Here is a 17,787-nt window from a genome sequence, read left to right as displayed (position 1 = left end):
GTGTCCCTACACACAAAAAGGAGAATTGAGTTATGGGTATGGAATCGAAATTTATCTGGAAGAATGGTGAACTTGTGCCATTCGAACAAGCGACATTGCATTTTCTGACCCCCGCTTTGCATTATGGCGCGGCTGTGTTTGAAGGCATTCGATCTTATAACACTGCAAAAGGCCCTTCCATTTTTCGTTTGAGAGAACATGTTGAACGATTATTTGACTCGGCGCGCGTGCTGGGCTTTCGCGAATTTCCGTGGTCAGTAGATGATCTCTGCAAGGCTCACAAAGATACTGTGCGTGCGAATGGGTTTACAGATTGTTATGTGCGCCCCTTGATGTATCTTGATGCTGGCGGCTGGAATCTAAATGTGGATAGCGGCAAGCCCTCTTTGATGATCGGAGTATGGGAATGGAACAATTACCTTGGCGATGAATCGCGTGAAAAGGGAATTCGAGCGAATATCTCATCCTTCACACGCCATCATCCGAATGTAGCCATGACCAAAGCCAAGATTTCAGGCAACTATGTCAACAGCGTCCTTGCCAAGACTGAGTCACAGCGTTTAGGCTTTGAAGAGGCGATCATGCTCGACCCGCAGGGCTATATTGCTGAATGCACTGGTGAGAACCTGTTTCTTGTTCGCCGTGGAAAAGTGATTACACCTTCTACTGCACCTGTCTTGGAAGGGCTTACACGCCATGCGATTTTTGTGATCGCTAAAGATTTGGGATATGAAGTATTGGAGCAACCTGTTTCGCGCGATCAACTGTATGTGGCAGATGAAGTCTTTGTATGTGGCACTGCTGCTGAATGTATTGGCCTGAGCGAAATTGATTTCCGCACTATTGGCAATGGCAGGACAGGCCCAGTAACACGCAAAATCCAGGATGTATATCACGATGCGATTCGCGGTAAGGTGGCGAAATATGAAGAGTGGTGCGATTACGTGGGGTAAATGACGATGGACGATGGACAACGGACGATAAGTTCTTACTCGTCCGTTGTCTGTAATTGAAAATTTAGCACCAAGAATCCTGTGTTATAATCTCGCCGCTTTGATCCTTCAACTTCATTCAGGATTAATGCACATTCTGCCTGGGACGGGCAACAAGCGTCCCTGAGCGGGTCTGGCCGTAAGGCTGTATCCCCGCTAAACTCATTCCGTTCCACATCAATCTTTGGATTGCGTGTTGGAGAACGGCAAATGTTAAGGAGTAACAAATGGGCGTCATTTCCATGAAGGCCCTGCTTGAGAGTGGTGTTCACTTTGGACATCGCACAAACAAGTGGGACCCCCGTATGAAACCGTACATCTTCACAGAGCGTAACGGTATTCATATTATCGACCTGCAACAGACTGTAAAGTTGTTGAACCAGGGTTACAACGTTATCCGCGATACTGTTGCGAATGGCGGCAATGTTCTTTTCGTTGGCACCAAACGCCAGGCGCAGGAAACAGTGGCTGAAGAAGCTGCTCGCTGTGGCATGCCTTACGTCACCGAGCGTTGGATGGGCGGTATGCTCACCAACTGGGCTACCATGTATAAGCGCATCCAGGAACTGGAACGCCTTGAGAAAGTACACGCTTCGGATGAGATCACCCGCCTGACCAAAAAAGAAGGCTTATTGATCGAGCGCGAGATCACACGCTTGCAGACTCGTTTGTCAGGCGCACGTATCATGAAGCGCCGCCCCGATCTGCTCTTCATTATCGATGTTGGGCGTGAGGAAGCTGCCGTTCGTGAGGCGAACCTGCTCAAGGTCCCGATTGTGGCGTTGGTAGATACCAATTGCAACCCCCAGAATGTTGATTATGTCATCCCTTCCAACGACGATGCCATTCGTGCCATCAAATTGCTTGTTGCCAAAATGGCGGATGCCGTGCTCGAAGGCAAAGCCATGCGCAAGGAAGAAGAACCTGAGATGGCTGGCGATGCTAAAGCTGAAGGGAAGCCAAAATCCCGCCCATCTCGCAAGCCTGTTGTCGAAACAGAGCAGGATGAGAATATGGGTGAGGATGCACTGCTGGGTGAATCCACTCTGGCTAAGTTGAATGTCAGCCGCAAGGTGGATGACGTTGTACCAGCCGAAGAAAAAAAGGTGGATAATGTTGTCTTAGCTGAAGAACAAATTGAAGAAGCTAAGAAACCAGAAGCCCCCAAGGCAAAAGATGATACTGCCAAAGACGCAGCAGAATAATTAACAAGAAGTGCCAGGATAAGTTAAGGATTGTGAAATGGAAATAACAACAGAGATGATCAAGCAACTGCGGGCCGCAACCAACGCCCCCATGTTGGATTGCCGCAAAGCGTTGCAGGAAGCGGATGGAGATTACCAGAAAGCTGTAGATTGGTTGCGCGAAAAAGGCATGGCTACCGCTGCCAAGCGCGCCGACCGTGAAGCATCCAACGGCGTGGTGGAAATGTATTCCCATGGCGGCGGACGTGTGGGCGTGATGGTTGAGATCAATTGCGAAACAGATTTTGTTGCCCGCGCTGAACAATTCCGTACCCTTGCGCATGAGATCGCATTGCAGATCGCGGCGAGCGCACCAAAATATATCACTGCAGAGGAAATCCCTGCGGCAGAACTCGAACATGAAGCAGAGATCGCCCGCGCCCGTGCCAAAGAAGAAGGCAAGCCTGATAACGTTCTGGCAAAGATCGTGGAAGGCCGCGTTGAAAAGTATAAAGATGAAGTCTGCCTGATGCGGCAGGCTTACATTCGTGACGAGTCGCTCACCGTTGAAAAGCTCATTTTGCAAAATGTGGCTGCCATTGGCGAGAACGTGATCGTTCGCCGCTTCCAGCGTTGGGAGTTGGGCGAAAGCACGAATAAAGCATAAGTTTAAAAAGCCAGCCTTCGGGTTGGCTTTTTTTCTAATTGGTGTAAACTCTTAGTCGGTTGAATCAACAAGGAGACAAGAATGGCTGAGTTGAAGTATAAAAGAATCCTGCTCAAGTTAAGTGGCGAAGCGCTGAGTGGTAAATCAGGTTTTGGCATTGACGTGGATGAGGCCGAGTCCATTGCCAGCCGCATAAAGCAAGTCCGCGAGATGGATGTGGACGTGGCTGTGGTAATGGGGGCGGGCAACTTGTGGCGCGGCAAGCAGGGGCTCGAGCGCGGCATGGATCGTTCCACTGCAGATTATATGGGTATGCTCGCCACAGTGATGAATGCCATGGCTCTGATGGATGCCCTCGAACGACAGGGTGTTTACACTCGCGTCATGTCTGCGATTGAGATGCGCGCGATTGCCGAGCCATACATCCGCCGCCGCGCCGTGCGCCATCTTGAAAAGGGACGTGTGGTCATTTTTGGCGCAGGGACGGGCAATCCGTTTTTCTCCACAGATACTGCCGCAGCTTTGCGTGCCACTGAAATAGACGCGCAAATTGTTATTAAGGCCACCAAGGTGGATGGTGTTTATGATGCGGACCCCAAGAAGAACGCGGATGCGGTAAAGTTTGACAAATTAACTTACATCGAAGTCCTCAACCGCCGCCTGGAAGTAATGGACAGCACCGCCATCACCCTCTGCATGGAAAATAACCTTCCAATTCTTGTGCTCAACCTTTGGGATTCAAAGGCGCTGATCGGATTTTTACACGGTGAAGAAGTGGGTACTCTGGTCACAAGTTAATTTCGTGGTTTTTCCTTATGCATTCTTCTTTCCCTTCGCGAGTGAAGGGAAAGAAGAATGTTTTTATTTCCTGATAGGCTCTCAAATTTTTGCATATCCTCTCACTTTTTTTCGCTCCCATAGCCTAAATTCTTGTTTTAAGGTATCCTTATGTGGTACATATTTTTACAAAGTGCCGCGTAAATAGCTAAACCAGAATTTGCTATACCTGTAATTTTCCAGGCAGATTTAGCAATTTATACAACCAGCGGTAGGAGGAAGATAGTGAGTACCGATGAAGTTAAAGACCTGTTGAAAGATGCTGAATCCCGCATGAGCGGTGCGATCCAATCTCTTTCGGATGATCTAGCCGCAATTCGCACGGGGCGAGCCAGCCCGGCTCTGATAGAAAAACTGCCCGTCGAATACTATGGCACGCCGACGCATCTTATGCAACTTGCCTCCATCAGCGTGCCTGAACCCCGCTCGTTGATGATCAAGCCCTTTGACGTATCTTCCATCAAGGATATTGAGAAAGCGATCCGAGCCTCAAACCTCGGCTTGAATCCCAATTCCGACGGAAAAGTCATACACCTGAACCTGCCTCCGCTTGATGAAGAGCGCCGCCGCGAGCTGGTGAAGCAAATGAACCATCGCCTTGAAGAAGCCCGCATTGCTGTGCGCAATATCCGCCGTGATTTGCACAACGACATTCGTGAATACGAAAAGGAAAAACTGATCACGGAAGATGATCTCAGGCATGGCGAGGAAGACCTGCAAAAATTGACCGATAAGTTTGTGGAAGATATCGCCAGGCACGGTGTGCACAAAGAAAAAGAAATCATGGAAGTCTAGAAATATCTTCTTTTCCGATGCGAAATAATGTATGGCATCGGGATAGAATGCAAAAATATGGCTGAATCCCCCCTCAATATCCCTTTGGAAAAAGTCCCTCAACACATTGCCATCATCATGGATGGCAATGGACGTTGGGCTCTTCAACGCGGTTTGCCACGCCTGGCAGGGCACAAGGCGGGTACAGAAAACCTGCGCCGTGTCATCCGCTCCACGGTTGAGTTTGGTGTTAAGTATCTAACGATCTATGCCTTTTCCACCGAAAACTGGGGACGCCCGCCTGAGGAAGTGAAAGGATTGATGCTCATCCTTCAGGATGTGATCGACCGTGAACTAAACGAGCTCCATAAAGAAGGTGTGCAGTTGCGTCACATTGGGCGGTTGGAAGGACTTGACCCGCGCATCCAGAAAAAAGTTCTTAAAGCCATTGAGCTTACCAAGAATAATGACCGACTCATCTTAAATGTCGCATTTAATTATGGTGGACGGGACGAGATCGTCTTTGCCATTCAAAAGATTATCGCTGATGGCATTCCAGCCGGGGAAGTAACGGACGAATTGGTAAACAAATATTTGTTCACTGCCGGCGTGCCCGACCCTGACCTCATCATCCGTACCTCAGGGGAATTGCGTGTGAGCAATTTCCTCATCTGGCAGGCCGCTTATTCTGAATGGTATATCACCCCAACCTTCTGGCCCGATTTTGACAAGGAAGAATATCGCCGCGCATTGGAAGACTTTGCCCATCGCGACAGGCGCTTTGGAAAGGTATCATCGGGGGAACTTCAGGAATCCAATGCGTAGAAGGCTGATCACAACCCTTGGTTTGACTCTTATAGGAATGCCCGCCATAATTCTTGGCGGCATCTTTTATTTTCTATTGATGGGCACATTCCTGATCGGTGCAATATGGGAATATGTCCACCTGTTTCGCGCGGTGAAGTTTGAGCCGCAGATGCAGATCACAGTGGGAGGCGTAGCGCTCATTCTGATTGCGCGCATGTTCTTTCCACAATATGCCATGCCTGTTTTTGCAGGGACCATCCTCCTTGCATTGGCATTTCACCTTTATGCATACGAGCGCGGCAGAGACCAGGCCGCGCTTGATTTTACTGTGACCGTTGCGGGGTTGGTTTACATCGGCTGGGTTGGTGCATACCTGCTCGACCTGCGCACGCTCCCCGAAGGCGGCTGGTGGTTCATGCTGGTTCTGCCCTCCGTCTGGCTCGCGGATTCAGGCGCATATTCGATTGGCCGAGCCTATGGCAAACATAAAATGGCGCCGCGCCTCAGCCCCAAGAAAAGTTGGGAAGGTTATGCAGCCAGTGTATTCACTGGCATGATCGGCGGAGCATTCCTTGTGTATGCTTATTCTGCCTATGGAAACCTCGCGGGCGATATTACAATCTGGCAGGGTGCTGTTCTTGGACTCATCCTCGGTGCACTGACACCATTGGGTGACCTGGGCGAAAGCATGATCAAACGCCAGTCTGGTATTAAAGATTCGAGCGATATTATTCCCGGTCACGGCGGCTTTTTTGACCGCGTCGACTCATGGTTGTGGGGCGCAGTGATCGGTTATTACTTCCTCGTTTGGTTCATACTATAAACTCTGGAGGCAAAATGGATGTTCTTGGCCAGACCCCAACTCGAAACCTCGCACTCGAACTCGCACGCGTCACCGAAGCGGCGGCGATGTTGGCAGGTCGCTTTATGGGACGAGGCGATAAAGAAGGGGCGGATCAGGCAGCGGTGAATGCGATGCGGCTCGTCCTCAGCACAGTGGATATGAACGGAGTCATCGTTATCGGGGAAGGGGAAAAGGATCAGGCTCCGATGTTGTTCAATGGCGAGTTTGTGGGTAACGGCTCACAACCTGACGTGGATGTTGCTGTGGACCCAATTGACGGGACTCGCCCTTTGGCCTTTGGCCGCTCGAATTCGCTGGCGATGGTGGCGATTGCGCCGCGAGGGACGATGTTTGACCCCGGGCCTTTTGTGTACATGAACAAGATCGCGGTGGGGCCAGAGTCCAAGGGAAAGATCGATATTGAAAAAAGCATCACGGAAAATTTGCACGCCATTGCAAAGGCAAAAGGCAAGGCCGTTGAAGACTTGACCACCATCATCCTTGACCGTCCGCGTCATGATGCGATGGTGGCTGAGATTCGAAAAGCTGGCGCACGCATCAGGCAGATCCCCGATGGTGACGTAGCCGCGGCTTTGATGACCGCCTGGTCTGATTCGGGTGTGGATGTTTTGTTTGGTGTAGGCGGCACGCCTGAGGGTGTGATCACGGCCTGCGCCTTGCGCGCCATGGGCGGCGAGATCCAAGGCAAGTTATATGCACGTGACGATGCAGAATTACAGCGCGGACGCGATGCAGGCTATGACTTCGACAGGGTGCTGACCATGAATGACCTGGTTGCATCTGAGGATGTATTCTTTGCAACGACTGGCATCACGGATGGTGAGTTGCTCAAAGGCGTTCGTTATTATGGTGACCGTATCACCACAGACACTCTGGTGGTCCGCGGACTAACAGGTACAGTCCGCCAAATCTCCGCCACGCACACCACAGACAAGCTGGATAATTTGAGTTCGATAAGGTATTAAGCAGGCATCATGTCATTGCGAGGCGGTGTTCGCCCGCCGAAGCAATCCCCGACTCAGTCTGAGATTGCTTCGGGCAAAGAACAAGAGCGCCCTCACAATGACGAAAAATATTTACTTGACATTCCCCATACTGACCCGTATAATGTCGCTCGCATTCCTTGCTAGCTCAATTGGCAGAGCGAGCGGCTGTTAACCGCTAGGTTCTAGGTTCAAGTCCTAGGCAAGGAGCTTTTGACCCCTAAAATTTCGTTTTAGAGGTCATTTTTTTATTCAATGGATGATTTCTTTATGGATGACAAGCCCCCCACAGGGACATTTATCAACGTGTTGCTGCATAACACATAGTTGGCAGCTTCATCCAAAAAAGCGAATGGATAAAATATGCGTAACTTGCTAATTGTTCTAGTTGTGAGCGTTTGCTCATTATTGCCGATGGGCTGCTCGACAAATGACGAGTCTGTTTACCTTACGCCTGTTACACAGGCAACCCTATCTGCGTATGGAAAAATTGGCTCTTCTCCTGTCAAAAATAAACTAGATGCAGTTATTGTCGCGCGAATATCGATGCAGGGATTAAGGAAAGTTAGCGTCGGAGATCCTCTGGCGGTTTATGTTGAAAAGATCAGTATCTCAGAAGCCAGCCAGAAGATTGGGTGGAATCCTTCACACTCAGGGCAACCCGAAAACATGATGGTTTGGCTCGTTATCTTTGAAGGTGAATGGCTGTGGATATTTCCTATGCCTGATGAACAGGGCACTATCCCTACCTCGGAACCTCCTTCGCATGGATGCATGTTTTCTCTCCATGACGCTAACGATGGAGGCGAAATTGCTGCAGGGGATGTTAGATGCCCATCCGAGATAAAATAAATGTATGTCAATAGGAGTAAAGTCTAAGCCCGCTAGGAGTCCTAGGCAAGGAGCCAACCAACAAGACCTCCGAGTTTTTAAAAACTCGGAGGTCTTTGCTTTCACCTCTCATATGTCATTAACAGATTTGCGCAATACTGGGATCAAAGGATAATGACATGAAAGCTTATATCGTTTTTGCGATCATTATTACGACAGTCCTAAATGCTTGTGCTTTATTATCTTCAGAGCCTGTAGAAATAACTGCTGAAGTGAGCACCATACTCCCCAGTACGGTGGGACCTCCCGATACAGAAGCGCCTTTTGCAACACCTGCGCCACCCACACCGCTCCCAACCATCCAATCTGGGTTGCCTCCAACCGAACTGAAATATCGAGTGCTGGATCAATTTCCAGATTTCTTCTTCTGCGATCCCGATTATTATCCGATAGCCTTTGCCGATGAAATGGATTTGGCCAGGCAACGTTTCCCCGAACTGCAAGCCAATCAGGAAGAATTTCAGGTTATTCTGGATCGTAATGGATTAAGAGCCTTGTCCACTTTTACAGATGACCAGAAATTACTGATCTATCGCGAACACAAGAAATTAGCAGCAGTTTATTTTGAGCTGGAAAAAGATAGATTCAAGTTTCAAATACAAACTGGAGTTGAAGGGCAGCAAGGTTTCATCATCAAGGGGACGATTGAAGGTGATGGATCAATTGATGTCCAGAACCGCGAACCCAGCTTCCCAGCCTGCCCGATTTGTCTTACCTCGAATACCTTGATCGATACCCCTCAGGGAATGATCTCTGTGCAGGATTTACAAGTGGGTGATTTGGTCTGGACAATGAACGCAATGGGCAAACGCACTCCTGCCGCCATCCTGAAAACCGTCCGTGTGCCTGTTCCTGCAAACCATCAAATCGTCCATGTTGTTTTGGAAGATGGACGCGAGCTTTGGGCTTCTCCCGGTCACCCGACAATTGATGGGCAGAAATTGAGTGATCTCAAGCCTGGCGACCTGTTGGATGGAGCCCGGATAACTCTCATCGAGCGCCTGCCCTACGAAGGAATTGCAACATACGACATCCTGCCGTCTGGAGATACAGGTTTTTATTGGGCAAACGGAATTCTGTTAGGTAGTACGCTGACGAAAAGGTAGTAGTAGCGACTTCAGTCGCTTTTACGACTAGCTGACGACTCGAGGCTTTACTTGAAAGTCTTATTTTACGGCAGGTACGCAGGCCACGGAATTTCCGCAGGCCCTGCATACCCATGCTTCTCTTGCACATACACCCGCCCATGTGACGGTTCATCACAGCCTGCTTCGTCTACAAAAGTGATGAAAGGCAGGGTGGATACCAATGGGTCGAAGAAGAATTCTCCGTTTTCACAGCGCCAGGTTTCGATGATGTATGGGAACATATTGTCTCTTTCATAATCCCCTCGGCTGACAGGGACATGAATCCATGTGACAGTGACCTCGTCCCCTTTGCGTTCGGCTGTCAAGACGGTAGTAGGCGCATAGTAAGGTGTGACGATGAGTTTGAAACCGTCGGGGTACATCGGTTTGAGGGTTTGCGGGTCACCTTGAATGCTCACAAAATTCGGGTGGATCCAACAACGCTGAGGTTCGTTTTCCACTAATACCCATTTGCCATCTTCCACGCGTCCGATCAAATTAATATTCGCTCCCTTTTTGAAAGCGAAGAGATAAAGATATTCCGGGCCAGGGCCATAACGACAGCTTAGCAAGTCTGCGGTGACTGTGGCTTTCAGGCCCTCCACGTAAGGGATGGGTGTGAGAGTCTCTGTCGGTGGGATGGGCGTGAAGGTTTCAGTTGGAGGAATGATGGTAAAAGTTGGAGTAGGTGAAAATGTCTCAGTAGCAGGAACAGGTTGAGAGGTTGGGCTTGAGGCGGGAGCGCAGGCTGTGAGGAAAAGAATTGAAATTAATAAGGTCAAAAATTTTTTCATTGTTGATTGCTTTCAGTTTCAAAGTGTCACCCTCCCGAAGGACATCGGGACGATGTGAGCGGTAGCGAAGGGTCTCTCTTCTCGAAAGTAAGAGACTCTTCGGTCGCGAAGTACGCTCCCTCAGAGTGACACGAGTGAAATTGAATTTACTTATTCCATTCCATAAATTTGATCGGATCAATATCGCTGTTGGGGAGCAAAGTGAGTTTGTCTTTTCGACCCTCGCGAGTATAGATTTTATAAAGTGCATCTTTTGCGGATTTTACTTTTGCAACGAGATTTACTTTTTGGTTGACCACCGCCAGCAGGTCCAGCCGTTTGACTAGAAGAAAAGTTTTTTCCTTATCAAAGGCGATCAAATCGGCCTTGCCGAATAACCAGCCGACCTTGCCGCGCACATTCTGAAGCTCCACCCAGGTGAGATCGGTTTGCAAGCTTTCATCATTACGCTGGATTCGTTTCCCGCTTTTCACTTCAACTTTATATTTTTTATCTTCTTTTTCGACCAGAAAATCCCAATGCTCTTCGATGTTTTCATTGTTGGTTGACGCGGAAATTTTCCAGCCTTGTTTAACGGCTGCAAGAATAAAAAGATCCTCGGCTTTGTTGCCTAGCTCAAGCGAATCTTTTTTATCGAAGCGGTTGCGGGAATTGGCACTCTGCATGTTTTTAATCACAGATCAACGCAGATGAAAGGGATTGAGAAAAAACTGATCCGAAAATCAGTGTTTATTCCTTTTATCTGTGGTGGATTTTTTCTTTTTAACTTCAACTTGCACGGGCGTTATGCTTTCCAAAATTCGTTTGCGCGCGAGCTCACAGTATTTTTCATCTATATCCAGGCCAATACCTTTTCTGTTATTCGATATGGCCGCGATCAAAGTTGTTCCGCTTCCGCAAAAGGGGTCGAGCACCACGTCATCCACATAGCTGAAAAGTTTTACGCACCTGCGCGGCAATTCGATCGGGAAGGGCGCAGGGTGACCGATCTTCTTTTTGCTTTCACCGTTGAATGTCCACATGCCATTCGTCCAGTCCATGAATTCCTGCCTGCTCACGTCCGACACTTTGCTTCCGCTTGTTTTCTTCCAACTCTTTTTATAAAGCACCACGATCAATTCCACAGGCGCGATCACATAAGGCGCGGATGCGCTCATCCATGAACCCCATGCCGTTCTGCGTGAGATATTCCCCTCGTTCCAAATGATGGTGGAATGATATTGAAAGCCAATCTCTTTTGCAATCGTCGTCAGGTCTGCGCCCATGCTTTGCTGGCCGCCTTTGTTTTTATCAAGCGGAATGTTCAAACAAAAACGCCCGTCATCCTTCAACCAATCAAAACAACGCGCCATCCATTTTTTGCTGAACTCCAAATACTCCGCATAGGTCACATCATCCTTATGCGAGTTGTATTGAATATCCACGTTATACGGCGGCGACGTGATGATGAGGTCAACGCTGCTGTCTTCAATAAGCTGGGTCGATAGTACATCACCTTGAATCAGTGTAAATTTTTCATTTTGAAAATGGATTTTGGATGGCTTCATTAATTTGATTTATCCGCTCTGTGTATTGAAATTTCCGTTCAATGCATCTTCGATATATTGTTTCAGGATGTCGAAAGGCTGCGCGCCCTCCACTTTGACTCCATTGATGAAGAAGGTCGGCGTCGCGCGGACACCAGCCGCTTCAGCATCCGCCGCATCCTGCTCCACTGTCCCTTTATGCTTTCCCTCGCTCAAACAGGATTCGAACTCCTGCATATTCAGGTTCAACGCTTCGGCATACTTGATCAATTGGTCATGCGTAAAATCGCCAACGTTTTCGCCCGTCCAATTTTTATAAAGCGTATCGTGATATTCCCAGAACTTTCCCTGATCGCCTGCACAATAGGCTCCCTCCGCCGCCCATGCGGATTCAGGCCCCAAAAATTCACCGACGGAACGATATTCAAAATATACTTTTCCAGTGTTGACGTATTCCGCGATCAAATGCGGTTCGGTCTCGTGCCAGAACTTCAGGCAATATGGACATTGAAAATCGCCGAATTCTACGATGTATACTTCGGCTTTTGGGTCGCCCATGGTATTGCTCTGTGTCACCTCACGCGGAAGTTCTTCCGCAACTTGAATATTATCTGGGATCAAATTTCGGACAAAGTCCGGTCCCACAAATACTAATGTGCCCACAAAAACTGCCGCGCACAGAATCACTGCACATCCGCCCGCCGCAATCCATGTACCCCAATGGGGTTTGGAAGTTTCCTGTATGGGTTCATTAGCAATCTGTTCTTCGATCATTTACTCCTCCGAGAGGTTCAGATTGTACCGTGAAATGGGTTGTATCATCTCTCAAAGACCAACCACTCAAATTGACGAAATAACCTCCACCATTGAGAACACACCGTTCGTGCTGCGAGCACATCGGTGGGAGACGGCAAAGTTCACAGAGATTCTTAGGAGTTTTTTCTCCGTGTCTCAGTGACTCTGTGGCAATACCTCTATTCCTAATCTAAATCTTATTTAAACATCACAAATCAATTCTGTTTTTTCGTTATAATCATTTACATGGAAACATTAATGTCTCGTCGTAATCTGTTCAAGCAGATCCTTGCCGTATTAATTGGTGGATTTGTAATATTTTTAGCCATTATTATTGTGTGGATGATCGGTTATCAACTGGTTTACGCAGGGAGGATATTCCCCGGTGTTTCCGTGGCAGGTGTTGATCTATCGGGTCTCTCCCGCGATGAAGCCGCGCTGAAACTGAGCCAAACATTATCCTATCCCATTACAGGAAAAGTCTTATTCCGCGATGCGGATAGAGTTTGGGTGGCATCTCCCGCAGAATTGGGTATGGTCTTCGACCCAACTGCCAGCGCCACAGCCGCTTATAACCATGGACGAAAAGGCGGCTTGTTCACCGCCCTGGCAGGCCAGATCGGCGCACGCGGACTCGGCTCTGATGTTTCGCCCGTTGTGATCTTTGATCAACGCGTGGCTTATACCTACCTGCAAAATATCGCAGCGCAGGTCGATCAGTCAGTTGTAGAGGCAAGCTTACGCGTGGAAGGAACGAACGTCGTTTCGGAGCCTGGTCGCCTGGGGCGTGCAATAAATCTTGATGCCACTTTAGTCTATCTTGCGTCGCAGTTACAATCCTTCCGCGATGGAGAGGTGCCGCTTGTCATTCAGGAGACATCACCAAAATTATTAGATGTTTCCTCGCAAGCCGAAGCCGCCCGCAAAATTCTCAGCCAGCCATTGACGATTACCATTCCCAATTATCGCGAGGGCGACCCCGGCCCATGGACTTTCGATATTCCCGTTCTCGCAAACATGCTGGCAGTGAATGTCGTTGATAATGGCGGTGCGGCAGAAATGCACGTTGGGCTCGACCCTGCTGCACTGCGCGATTCCTTGAATGACCTGAAAGTTTTGGTGGATCGCAACCCCGCCAATGCCCGCTTCGTCTTTAACGATGATACTGGTGTGATCGAACCCATTGATGTCTCAGCCATTGGCCGAGTCATGGATGTAGAGGCCAGCGTCGCTTTGATCAATGATGCGTTATCAAGAGGCGAACATACCGTTGCCCTGAGCGTTGCAGAACAACAGCCCGCCGTTGCCGATACAGCGAACGGCGCAGAGTTGGGCATCACTCAACTTATCATGGAGCAGACCACATATTTTTATGGCTCCAGCGCTCCGCGCATTCAAAATATCACTGCCGCGGCAGAACGTTTCCATGGTGTGCTCGTTGCTCCCGGCGAAACCTTTTCCATGGGGAGTGTGCTTGACGATGTCAGCCTTGATAACGGTTTTGCCGAAGCTCTCATCATTTATGGTGGACGCACGATCAAAGGTGTGGGCGGGGGCGTGTGTCAGGTCAGCACCACGCTTTTTCGCGCAGCGTTCTTCGCGGGCTTTCCCGTGGTTGAGCGAAATCCTCATGCCTATCGTGTTTCTTATTATGAGATGAATGCTGGCGGTTCCGTTGACCCTAATTTTGCAGGCCTGGATGCTACTGTCTACTTCCCATTTGTGGATTTCAAATTCCAGAATGACACCCCCTACTGGCTACTAATGGAAACTTACGTTAACGCCAGCTCCATTACCTGGAAGTTCTATTCCACCTCAGATGGACGCAGTATTATTTGGGATACCACCGGCCCCTCCAATGTTGTCCCAGCGCCCTCACCAGCCTTTGAAGAGAACCCTGAATTAAGAACCAACGAGATCAAGCAAGTGGATTATGCTGCCCAGGGTGCAGATGTTACTGTCACCCGCACGGTCTGGCGCGATGGGCAAATTTATTTTTCAGATGAATTCCTTACACACTATGAACCCTGGCAGGCAATCTGTCAATATGGCCCCGGTACAGAGGACCCGGAACGCGCAGCTAAAAAGAAACAGATTTGTCAGTCTCCAAATTCATAAATAACAGGGGTTTCGTTTTATCCGCTAATCTGCGCCAATCTCCGCGAATTTTTGAAAAGATTAGTGAGGATTAGCGGATAATTTTTGAGTGAGCGAAAGTCCTGAATAAATCACATATCTCTGCATGGTACAATCCCAACCTGAAAAAGGAGAATCTATGGTTAGCTCGGAATTGCTTGAAATATTACGTTGTCCGAATTGTGTGCGTGAAAAAGAAGGCTTGCTTGTGTTGCATAAAGATACCTGGCTTATCTGCCAGGATTGCGGACGCAAATATCCGATTGTGGATGATATTCCCGTGATGTTAATTGACGAAGGGGATAAGTGGATCAATACCGCGCAGGATGCTCTCCCGATCCCGCCGCCTGCCAAATAAAGAATGAAAGATCTTCTGGCTGAATTGACCAGTGGAGACGATACACGCGCTGAAAATTCCATTCCTGAAATTATAAAATTGGGATTGGATGCGATTCCAGCCTTATTGGAATTGACTCGGTCACTAGAAGCTGATACTCGCTGGTGGGCAGTGCGCGCCCTGGCTGCCTCGCCTCACACGCGGACCGTTGACCTGCTCCCACTCCTCAACGACTCAGCGCCGGAAGTGCGTGCCGCAACCACTCTCGCATTATGCAATCATCCACACGAAGATGCTGTCGAGGCTTTGATCCATGCGCTGGCAGATGAAGATCCGCTCACGGCGGGGTTGGCAGGAAATGCCCTCGCGAAGATTGGAAGTCCCTCGGTGCCGCGCCTGCTTCAGGTCATGAATGAAGCGCCGACAGGCATCCGTATATTAGTTTTGCGCACGCTTTCCGAGATCCGCGACCATCGCGCCATTCCAATCATGATGAAATGCCTGGGCGAAGAATCCGCTGTGTTACAGTATTGGGCACAGGAAGGCCTGGAACGACTTGGGCTGGATATGGTATACATGAAGCCTTGAGGTTTTTGAAAAAATGAATAGATTAGAATTCTTGAAAAAAATAAAATTCCCCAAACTTGAGCGTCCATCTGTTAAGCAGTTGATATTCTGGGGCGTGGCTGTGGTGTTGAGCGTTGTTGTGTTCATCTTCGTTAGCAACTTCATAGCCTGTTGGGGTCTGACGGACCTGCCAGGCACACCACCTGAAAGTTGCGCAGCAGATGCGGGTGGCCAAACTCAATTCAACCCTGAAGGCACGCCTATTGCGCCTGAGGATTTGCCTCCCACGCCAAACCTCGCTCCTGAAGTTCCATTGCCTCCCGCTTGGGATGGTGCCAGCCGTATCAACATTCTCTTTATCGGATTGGATGCACGTGATTGGGTGGAGAATCAAGGCCCACCTCGTTCAGACACCATGATCCTTTTTACCATTGACCCGATTACAAAGACAGCGGGCATGCTATCCATTCCCCGCGATCTGTGGGTCAATATTCCCGGTATAGGTTACAGCCGCATCAATACTGCCTATTCAAGCGGAGAAGGCAATCAATTCCCCGGTGGGGGACCTGGTCTTGCCATGAAAACGGTCGAACAGCTATTGGGTGTTCCAGTCCATTATTACGCTCAAATTGATTTCCTGACTTTTGTTGATATGGTCAATGTGATTGGCTGTATCTGGGTCGTTCCTGAAGAACGCCTCGTGTTGGATCCTATCGGTGGTGGGACCGATCATGTGATCATTACACCGGGCGGTGAGCGTAAGCTCTGCGGTTGGAAGGTTCTTGCCTACGCCCGCACTCGCCATACCGACGCAGGCGATACAGGCCGCTCCAAACGTCAACAGCAGGTGATCTTCGCTCTTCGGGATCAGATATTCGAGCCCGATGTATTTCCTTCATTGATTGCCCAAGCCCCCACCCTTTATAAACAACTTTCCAGCGGTATTCATACTAATATGTCTTTTGAAGATGCCCTTAAACTGGCTGTGCTTGGCAAGGATATTCCACCGGAGAGCATCAAAACCGGTGTGATCGATACCACCATGGTTACTTTTGACAATGTAATTCTGGGCGGCGAAAAAGCAAGCATCATGAAACCTATCGCGGACAAGATTCGCGTGTTGCGCGACGAGATATTCACCTCAAGTGGACCTCTCAGCCCGATGGCCCAAGGTGACCCGGCTGTGCTGATGCATGACGAAGAAGCGCGCGTGCGTATCCTGGACGGTACATTTACTCCCGGGCTTGATCAACGTGCAGGTCAATTTTTCCAATCCTATGGCATGAATGTGACGGAGATCGGTTCCACTCCTGAACCCTATGGCTCAACGGTTATTGTCTTGTATGGGCCCAAGCTTTATACCTTGCGATGGATGCAGAGTGCCTTCGGTATTACAGCCAGCCAGATCAGGTTTAGCCCCGACCCAGCCTCTACTGTAGATATCGAAATTCGGATCGGTTCAGACATTGCGGGAAGCATTCCGTAAATAAGGAATTTTCAAAGTTAACAAAAATCATTCCCTTCAATGAGAAATTGAGAAGGGGATGATTTTATTTAACCAGTCAACGTGCTTCGTACCCAATCACCAATCAGCCAATATTTGAAATCCTGTCCTTGGCTGGCTTGAATGCCGCCATAGATACCGTATCCCAGCCCCACTAAAGGCATGGCACTGATCACACAGGCAAAGGGAATGCATATCAGGCCAATGAGTACAGCGCTCAGTGCGCCCGTAATTGCCCATGCTATCCCGGTTAGAATTCCACCGCCAATCCACCAGACGAGTTGTGAAATTAACGCCTGTAAGGACTGATAAGCAACATAACGCGAACGGTCTTTATAAATCATATAAATCCCCAAAGGGACTAGCGGCCCCAAAAAACCTGAGACCAAATTCACCAGAACACCCAAATGAGCGATCATCGCCCATTGACGTTCTTCTTCAGGTGTGAGGGGCAAGGGAGGGGATTGAGGTACTTGTTCGTTCATCGCATTCTCCTTTTATATTATTGGGCGAGTCTATCATGATTATCGCTTGTCTCATAAATAAGTAAACTTCTACATAAAAATTGCGGGGAAATATCACAACTCTGGTTTAGTGAACTATGCGACACTATGTAAACAAAAAAAGACTCGCGGCGAGCCGCGAGTCTTTTCTATTTCAGAGTGATTATCCCCAACCCTGATTGCGAATGAAATCGCTGATCATCGGGATCCTCACATCCTGACCCTGATACGCCTGATAGGCCCACCAAAGCATGACGAGGAAGAGGATGGCGCCAAAGCCACAAGTCACGGTTGAGAGAATGGATAGCACAACGGTGGCAACTAATGACTGAACCGCATTGAATTTAACATATGGGCGGTTTTTCTTGTCTTCCATGAAGAGAACAACGAGAGCGATGAGAGGGATGACATAACCGAGCATTGCCCAAAGCTTATCATCACTGGTGATTTCCGAGTTCATTGGTGCTTGAGACATGATTTATTCCTCCGAATAGGTTG

Annotated in this window: 20 protein-coding genes and 1 tRNA gene; 15 read left to right on the top strand and 6 right to left on the bottom strand. The window is 48.9% G+C overall.

What is annotated here, in order from left to right; genetic code table 11:
• The first annotated feature begins 38 nt into the window (after window positions 1–38).
• The 11 genes from AC14M5_RS16335 (at window position 39) to AC14M5_RS16285 (ending at window position 9,106) form a co-directional block, all read left to right on the top strand.
• Complete coding sequence (locus AC14M5_RS16335) at window positions 39–953, top strand: branched-chain amino acid transaminase (RefSeq protein ID WP_484030754.1); 915 nt, start codon at window positions 39–41, stop codon at window positions 951–953.
• A gap of 266 nt (window positions 954–1,219) precedes the next feature.
• On the top strand, window positions 1,220–2,197 hold the full coding sequence (gene rpsB, locus AC14M5_RS16330; protein ID WP_484030753.1) for a 30S ribosomal protein S2: 978 nt from the start codon (window positions 1,220–1,222) through the stop codon (window positions 2,195–2,197).
• A 37-nt stretch (window positions 2,198–2,234) separates the two neighbouring features.
• Window positions 2,235–2,843, top strand: coding sequence for a translation elongation factor Ts (gene tsf, locus AC14M5_RS16325; RefSeq protein WP_484030752.1), 609 nt, complete (start codon window positions 2,235–2,237; stop codon window positions 2,841–2,843).
• Between the two features lie 81 nt (window positions 2,844–2,924).
• The gene (pyrH, locus tag AC14M5_RS16320) at window positions 2,925–3,641 is read left to right on the top strand and encodes a UMP kinase (protein ID WP_484030751.1); all 717 of its coding nucleotides are present in this window, start codon (window positions 2,925–2,927) and stop codon (window positions 3,639–3,641) included.
• 312 nt (window positions 3,642–3,953) lie between these two features.
• Window positions 3,954–4,475, top strand: a complete 522-nt coding sequence (frr, locus tag AC14M5_RS16315) for a ribosome recycling factor (protein WP_484030813.1) — start codon at window positions 3,954–3,956, stop codon at window positions 4,473–4,475.
• A gap of 57 nt (window positions 4,476–4,532) precedes the next feature.
• On the top strand, window positions 4,533–5,279 hold the full coding sequence (locus tag AC14M5_RS16310) for an isoprenyl transferase (protein WP_484030750.1): 747 nt from the start codon (window positions 4,533–4,535) through the stop codon (window positions 5,277–5,279).
• Window positions 5,272–6,084: a phosphatidate cytidylyltransferase gene (locus AC14M5_RS16305; protein ID WP_484030749.1), complete on the top strand. Its 813-nt coding sequence runs from the start codon at window positions 5,272–5,274 to the stop codon at window positions 6,082–6,084. Before AC14M5_RS16310 ends, AC14M5_RS16305 begins: the two co-directional genes overlap by 8 nt.
• A gap of 14 nt (window positions 6,085–6,098) precedes the next feature.
• The gene (gene glpX / locus AC14M5_RS16300; RefSeq protein ID WP_484030748.1) at window positions 6,099–7,091 is read left to right on the top strand and encodes a class II fructose-bisphosphatase; all 993 of its coding nucleotides are present in this window, start codon (window positions 6,099–6,101) and stop codon (window positions 7,089–7,091) included.
• Window positions 7,092–7,246: 155 nt separating this feature from the next.
• A tRNA-Asn gene (locus AC14M5_RS16295) sits at window positions 7,247–7,319 on the top strand.
• Window positions 7,320–7,472: 153 nt separating this feature from the next.
• The gene (locus AC14M5_RS16290; RefSeq protein ID WP_484030747.1) at window positions 7,473–7,961 is read left to right on the top strand and encodes a hypothetical protein; all 489 of its coding nucleotides are present in this window, start codon (window positions 7,473–7,475) and stop codon (window positions 7,959–7,961) included.
• A gap of 158 nt (window positions 7,962–8,119) precedes the next feature.
• Window positions 8,120–9,106, top strand: a complete 987-nt coding sequence (locus AC14M5_RS16285; protein ID WP_484030746.1) for a Hint domain-containing protein — start codon at window positions 8,120–8,122, stop codon at window positions 9,104–9,106.
• Window positions 9,107–9,171: 65 nt separating this feature from the next.
• Here the strand turns inward: AC14M5_RS16285 and AC14M5_RS16280 are convergent, their stop codons facing one another.
• The 4 genes from AC14M5_RS16280 to AC14M5_RS16265 all read right to left on the bottom strand — a co-directional run bounded on the left by AC14M5_RS16280 (window position 9,172) and on the right by AC14M5_RS16265 (window position 12,221).
• The gene (locus AC14M5_RS16280; protein WP_484030745.1) at window positions 9,172–9,921 is read right to left on the bottom strand and encodes an SH3 domain-containing protein; all 750 of its coding nucleotides are present in this window, start codon (window positions 9,919–9,921) and stop codon (window positions 9,172–9,174) included.
• Window positions 9,922–10,067: 146 nt separating this feature from the next.
• A complete protein-coding gene (locus AC14M5_RS16275; protein WP_484030744.1) occupies window positions 10,068–10,586 on the bottom strand; it encodes a hypothetical protein in 519 nt (172 codons plus the stop codon).
• A gap of 57 nt (window positions 10,587–10,643) precedes the next feature.
• Window positions 10,644–11,468 (bottom strand): DNA-methyltransferase, encoded by an 825-nt coding sequence (locus tag AC14M5_RS16270; protein WP_484030743.1) that lies wholly within the window; start codon window positions 11,466–11,468, stop codon window positions 10,644–10,646.
• Between the two features lie 9 nt (window positions 11,469–11,477).
• Complete coding sequence (locus AC14M5_RS16265; protein WP_484030742.1) at window positions 11,478–12,221, bottom strand: DsbA family protein; 744 nt, start codon at window positions 12,219–12,221, stop codon at window positions 11,478–11,480.
• 279 nt (window positions 12,222–12,500) lie between these two features.
• Between AC14M5_RS16265 and AC14M5_RS16260 the strand changes: the two genes are divergently transcribed.
• From AC14M5_RS16260 to AC14M5_RS16245, 4 genes are all read left to right on the top strand, one after another.
• A complete protein-coding gene (locus AC14M5_RS16260; protein ID WP_484030741.1) occupies window positions 12,501–14,360 on the top strand; it encodes a VanW family protein in 1,860 nt (619 codons plus the stop codon).
• Between the two features lie 157 nt (window positions 14,361–14,517).
• Window positions 14,518–14,736, top strand: coding sequence for a Trm112 family protein (locus AC14M5_RS16255; protein ID WP_484030740.1), 219 nt, complete (start codon window positions 14,518–14,520; stop codon window positions 14,734–14,736).
• 3 nt (window positions 14,737–14,739) lie between these two features.
• Window positions 14,740–15,303 carry a HEAT repeat domain-containing protein gene (locus tag AC14M5_RS16250; protein WP_484030739.1) on the top strand — a complete coding sequence of 188 codons (564 nt, stop codon included), beginning with the start codon at window positions 14,740–14,742 and terminating at the stop codon, window positions 15,301–15,303.
• A gap of 13 nt (window positions 15,304–15,316) precedes the next feature.
• Entirely contained in the window at window positions 15,317–16,768 is a 1,452-nt protein-coding gene (locus AC14M5_RS16245; RefSeq protein ID WP_484030738.1) for an LCP family protein, read from the top strand.
• A gap of 68 nt (window positions 16,769–16,836) precedes the next feature.
• Here AC14M5_RS16245 and AC14M5_RS16240 read toward each other — a convergent pair whose 3' ends face one another.
• Entirely contained in the window at window positions 16,837–17,271 is a 435-nt protein-coding gene (locus AC14M5_RS16240; RefSeq protein WP_484030737.1) for a DUF4870 domain-containing protein, read from the bottom strand.
• 181 nt (window positions 17,272–17,452) lie between these two features.
• On the bottom strand, window positions 17,453–17,764 hold the full coding sequence (locus AC14M5_RS16235) for a DUF4870 domain-containing protein (protein WP_484030736.1): 312 nt from the start codon (window positions 17,762–17,764) through the stop codon (window positions 17,453–17,455).
• Between the last annotated feature and the right edge of the window lie 23 nt (window positions 17,765–17,787).

It is taken from the genome of Candidatus Villigracilis sp. (genome assembly GCF_057083605.1).
The sequence above is the reverse complement of the archived record's forward strand: the minus strand, read 5'-3'. Positions and strand labels throughout refer to the sequence as shown.

Coding starts and splice junctions, on each gene's coding strand:
- AC14M5_RS16335 (WP_484030754.1), top strand. CDS start 39: ATGGAATCGAAATTTATCTGGAAGAATGGTGAACTTGTGCCATTCGAA.
- rpsB (WP_484030753.1), top strand. CDS start 1,220: ATGGGCGTCATTTCCATGAAGGCCCTGCTTGAGAGTGGTGTTCACTTT.
- tsf (WP_484030752.1), top strand. CDS start 2,235: ATGGAAATAACAACAGAGATGATCAAGCAACTGCGGGCCGCAACCAAC.
- pyrH (WP_484030751.1), top strand. CDS start 2,925: ATGGCTGAGTTGAAGTATAAAAGAATCCTGCTCAAGTTAAGTGGCGAA.
- frr (WP_484030813.1), top strand. CDS start 3,954: ATGAGCGGTGCGATCCAATCTCTTTCGGATGATCTAGCCGCAATTCGC.
- AC14M5_RS16310 (WP_484030750.1), top strand. CDS start 4,533: ATGGCTGAATCCCCCCTCAATATCCCTTTGGAAAAAGTCCCTCAACAC.
- AC14M5_RS16305 (WP_484030749.1), top strand. CDS start 5,272: ATGCGTAGAAGGCTGATCACAACCCTTGGTTTGACTCTTATAGGAATG.
- glpX (WP_484030748.1), top strand. CDS start 6,099: ATGGATGTTCTTGGCCAGACCCCAACTCGAAACCTCGCACTCGAACTC.
- AC14M5_RS16290 (WP_484030747.1), top strand. CDS start 7,473: ATGCGTAACTTGCTAATTGTTCTAGTTGTGAGCGTTTGCTCATTATTG.
- AC14M5_RS16285 (WP_484030746.1), top strand. CDS start 8,120: ATGAAAGCTTATATCGTTTTTGCGATCATTATTACGACAGTCCTAAAT.
- AC14M5_RS16280 (WP_484030745.1), bottom strand. CDS start 9,921: ATGAAAAAATTTTTGACCTTATTAATTTCAATTCTTTTCCTCACAGCC.
- AC14M5_RS16275 (WP_484030744.1), bottom strand. CDS start 10,586: ATGCAGAGTGCCAATTCCCGCAACCGCTTCGATAAAAAAGATTCGCTT.
- AC14M5_RS16270 (WP_484030743.1), bottom strand. CDS start 11,468: ATGAAGCCATCCAAAATCCATTTTCAAAATGAAAAATTTACACTGATT.
- AC14M5_RS16265 (WP_484030742.1), bottom strand. CDS start 12,221: ATGATCGAAGAACAGATTGCTAATGAACCCATACAGGAAACTTCCAAA.
- AC14M5_RS16260 (WP_484030741.1), top strand. CDS start 12,501: ATGTCTCGTCGTAATCTGTTCAAGCAGATCCTTGCCGTATTAATTGGT.
- AC14M5_RS16255 (WP_484030740.1), top strand. CDS start 14,518: ATGGTTAGCTCGGAATTGCTTGAAATATTACGTTGTCCGAATTGTGTG.
- AC14M5_RS16250 (WP_484030739.1), top strand. CDS start 14,740: ATGAAAGATCTTCTGGCTGAATTGACCAGTGGAGACGATACACGCGCT.
- AC14M5_RS16245 (WP_484030738.1), top strand. CDS start 15,317: ATGAATAGATTAGAATTCTTGAAAAAAATAAAATTCCCCAAACTTGAG.
- AC14M5_RS16240 (WP_484030737.1), bottom strand. CDS start 17,271: ATGAACGAACAAGTACCTCAATCCCCTCCCTTGCCCCTCACACCTGAA.
- AC14M5_RS16235 (WP_484030736.1), bottom strand. CDS start 17,764: ATGTCTCAAGCACCAATGAACTCGGAAATCACCAGTGATGATAAGCTT.